This is a genomic window from Ilyobacter sp. (assembly GCF_041583315.1).
In the GTDB taxonomy this organism is placed as follows: Bacteria; Fusobacteriota; Fusobacteriia; order Fusobacteriales; family Fusobacteriaceae; genus Ilyobacter.
Map to the genome: position 1 here is coordinate 1 of NZ_JBFHGC010000338.1, position 3,278 is coordinate 3,278.

4 protein-coding genes are annotated in these 3,278 nt (G+C 34.6%); 1 reads left to right on the plus strand and 3 read right to left on the minus strand.

From position 1 onward, the window contains the following. A partial coding sequence (locus tag ABZA26_RS10960) for a copper ion binding protein (protein ID WP_372714568.1) occupies positions 1–1,415 on the minus strand: 1,415 nt, incomplete at its 3' end. A gap of 537 nt (positions 1,416–1,952) precedes the next feature. Then, positions 1,953–2,306 (minus strand): DUF1622 domain-containing protein, encoded by a 354-nt coding sequence (locus ABZA26_RS10965; RefSeq protein WP_372714569.1) that lies wholly within the window; start codon positions 2,304–2,306, stop codon positions 1,953–1,955. Between the two features lie 211 nt (positions 2,307–2,517). On the opposite strand from ABZA26_RS10965, the gene ABZA26_RS10970 reads away from it, so the two are divergent. After that, positions 2,518–2,673, plus strand: coding sequence for a hypothetical protein (locus tag ABZA26_RS10970; protein ID WP_372714570.1), 156 nt, complete (start codon positions 2,518–2,520; stop codon positions 2,671–2,673). Positions 2,674–2,740: 67 nt separating this feature from the next. On the opposite strand, the gene hflC is transcribed toward ABZA26_RS10970, so the two are convergent. Further along, positions 2,741–3,278: protease modulator HflC (gene hflC / locus ABZA26_RS10975; RefSeq protein WP_372714571.1), on the minus strand; the 538-nt coding region annotated here is incomplete at its 5' end.

The window sequence follows — 3,278 nt, forward strand, 5'->3', positions numbered from 1 at the left end:
AGTTTCACTATTTTTGCAAGGGTAGTATCAGCTCCCACTGCAGTTGTTTTCATCTTTATACTTCCGTTTTTATTTATACTTGCCCCTACGACCCTTGATCCCGGAGATTTTTCCACAGGGATACTCTCCCCAGTGAGCATTGATTCATCTACACTGGAATTCCCCTCGGTCACTTCTCCGTCTACAGGGATACTCTCCCCGGGCTTCACTAGAAGAATATCGCCCTTCTCCACATCCTCTATATCTACCTCTACTATATCACCGTTTTTTATGAGGTTGGCCTTTTTAGGCTGAAGTCCCATGAGTTTTTTTATGGCCTCTGAGGTCCTTCCTTTACTCACATTTTCAAGATATTTTCCGAGCATTATAAGGGCCAGTATTACTACTGCAGACTCATAATAAAGTAGATGAACATATTCATTTTGACCTCTGCCTATCATGTAAGTACCGTAAAGGCTGTAAAGAACTGCAGCCCCTGTTCCCATTGCTATAAGTGAATCCATGTTAGGAGACATCTTTGCAAGAAGTTTTATCCCTGTCACATAAAAACGTTTCCCTATTATTATAACAGGTATAGACAAAAGCAACTGAGTCACGGCAAAAGCCACGGGATTATTTTCTGGGTTTATTATTCCAGGTACAGGCATCCCCATCATATGACCCATTGATATATAAAATACAGGTACTGCAAAGATCATAGCCGTAATAAATTTATTCCACTCGTTTTTAAGTTCTTTCTGTTTCTTGTCAGCATCAAAATCTTTGGCAGTTCCTTCTTTTACCGCCTTGTATCCCAGCTCATCTATAAACTTAACTATCTCGGATATCTTCAATTCATTTTTCCTATATTCCACCACAGCTTTTTCTGTGGCAAGGTTTACACTTATCTTTTCTACTCCTGGTAGTTCCCTTGTTTTCTTTTCTATTCTGGACACACAGCTTTGACAAGTCATACCCTCTATACTGAGAGTCACGCTGTTTATTTTTTCCTCATTTTCTATGGTGTAACCGGCATCCAAGACAGATATTTTTATCTCATCCAGACTCACAGAGTCTTCATCATATCTCAGCGACAGTTTTTCTGTGGCAAGATTTACATTCCCCTCTGACACTCCTTTTATTTTCCCCACAGCTTTTTCCACTCTTTTCACACAGGACTGACAGGTCATTCCACCTATTTTAAGGGTGGCTTTTTTCAATTCTGATTTCTTCTCCTCTATACCGTACCCCAGCTCAGATACAGTTTTTACTATATCCCCTGCAGTCAGATTTTTCTCATCAAAATCCACCGTTAGTATTTCCGATACTCCGTTTACAGTTGCAGAGTCAACTCCAGGTATTTTCCCTACTGATTTTTCTATCCTCGCTACACAAGCCTGACAGCTTATTCCATCTATTTTAAATTTTTTATTCATAAAAATACCCCTCTCTGTACTTTTTTAATCATTTTATGGAAAAACAGACCCGCTTTTTTATCATCTCTTATCTTCTTAAAGTATTTAATATTTATTACCTCTTCCCAAAGATGCTTCCTTTAAAAAAGTAGTCTCCACTGTACCCATAGACAACTCTTCTCATAAAAACGTAGCCAGTAATCCTTATATGCTAGCAGGTTATATCTACTTATTTTTTATACCCCCCTACCCTATTTAAAATAATATCGCTCTTTTCTTTATCTGTCAAGTAAAAAATATCCAGAATCTAATATTCACCTTCAGGACAAAGGGTTTTTATCATAAACTTTATAAGGGTTTCTTAAGCCTTCAATATTTATATTAATGTAAATTTTTTTGTTTAATTTTAGAAAAAATCACTGAATTTCTCCGAAGTTGATGTTACTTTTCCCTTGACAGAAAAGTAACAGACTTCTATATAAATACAATAAGTTATCCTCAATAAAAAAATGATGATTCAAGTAGTATTATGCTATATACTATGAATCATCATTTTTTTTATTCTTTATCACTTTTGGGCTTTTCAAATATACTTTCAATATCTTTCAGTAAAAAATAATTTAAAAAGGTTCTTATCAGTATCGTCGCTCCAAGTTTCCCTATATCTGTCCAGGTAGGAGCCAATATAGTTTTTAGTATACTGGCCCCTATTAAAAAAGAAAGTCCCAGGGAAAAAGAGTTTCCAATTTCTAAACGACTTCTTTTCATGGCACCAAAGCTATGCTTTCTGAGGAAAAAATCCTTTGAATATATTATTACAGAATTTATTACTCCCAAAAAAATTACAATTGTGGCTAAAAACTGACAAATATTTATGATTATATTGTTTATAAAACTTATAAGTTCATGCATCATTACCACCTCTATACTCAGAATAATTTCTTATCTATATATTTTAAATATCTCATTAAAATCCTCTAAAAATAAAAAAATAAGATTGTCTCGCAGGTTTCAGTGTACACCCTACCCATAACTCCCATATTGACAAAACATGTAAATAAACATAAAATATACTCAATAATAAAAATAAAATTAATAAAAAATAGTTACAAGAGGAGAAAACATGAGCTGTAATAAAGAAAATTGTACTTGTCCAAATACCGAGTGTATCCGTCACGGAAAATGTTGCGAATGCATAAATAACCACATGGAAAATGGAATTACTGTTTACTGTATGAAAGACAACGATTCTTCATACTGGGATAACCTAAAAAAATAAAATTTTTAATTAATTTATCCTTTAAAAACAAGAGAAGCCGGCAATTATGCCGGCTTCTCTTGTTTTATTATTTTTTATTTAGAATTTTCCAAATTTCAGATTCTGTAGACATTATGATTTTAGTCTTTCCGCTTCCGGAAAGTATAGTATCATATGCCGAAAGAGTTCTTGTAAATTTATAAAATTCAGGGTCACGGTTATAGGCATCAGCATATATTTTCAGTGCTGTTGCATCTCCCTCTCCCTTTATAGACTGTGCTTTTTCATAAGCTTCTGCTAGTATTACTGTTCTTTCTTTCTCTGCCTGAGATGTTATCTCAAGGGCTTTTTCCTGACCTTCTGCACGGTATTTTTTAGCCTGCTGATGTCTTTCTGCTTCCATTCTCCTATAGACATTCTCTTCATTTTCTTTAGGCAGTTCTGCTCTTTTTATTCTCACATCTACTATTTCTATTCCAAACTTTTTGGTCTTCTCCCAGCTTTCATGGGTTACAGTTTCCATTATCTCATCTCTTTTAAATGCGATAATATCCAAAAATGTATACTGTCCCAGCCTTTCTCTTATTTCCGAATAGATTATATCATCTAGTCTTGCCTGGGCACCC